Source organism: Streptomyces sp. BR123, from assembly GCF_013401435.1.
Taxonomy (GTDB): Bacteria; Actinomycetota; Actinomycetes; order Streptomycetales; family Streptomycetaceae; genus Streptomyces.
The window spans coordinates 1-416 of sequence record NZ_JACBGN010000690.1; the positions used below are offsets into that span (position 1 = coordinate 1).

General features: G+C 70.9%; 1 pseudogene. It reads right to left on the reverse strand.

The features are described from left to right. Positions 1-319, reverse strand: a pseudogene (locus tag HYE82_RS37065) (hypothetical protein); the annotation flags it as partial. Positions 320-416 lie beyond the last annotated feature (97 nt).

The window sequence follows — 416 nt, forward strand, 5'->3', positions numbered from 1 at the left end:
GGGTGGGGCGGCTGCCGGTCGCCGTGGTGTCCGGGTCGTCGTTGTCGGTGAGGGCGATGATGCCGGCGATCAGGCCTGCTGCGACGAGGACGCCGAGCAGGCAGCCTAGGGGGTTGGGTTTCTTCGGTGTGGGGGCGCCGGCTATGCGGACGCGGAGGAGGACTTCGGTGGTGCCGAGTTGGGCGCGGACGAGTTGGCCGTCGCGGGCGGGTGGGACGCGGAGGTCGGCGGTGGTGCCGTTTTGGAGGGGGAGGGTGATGACGACGCCGGCGGCGGCTTGTTGGGGGGTGAGGGTGATGGGGATTTCCTGCTGTGACACCGGCTCCTCCAAGGGTGGGGGGACGTCCGGGATTGTGCCGGGTGCGGGGGTGGTGACGCAGGCATTCCGGTGGAGTGTGGTCGGTTCGGTACGGGCG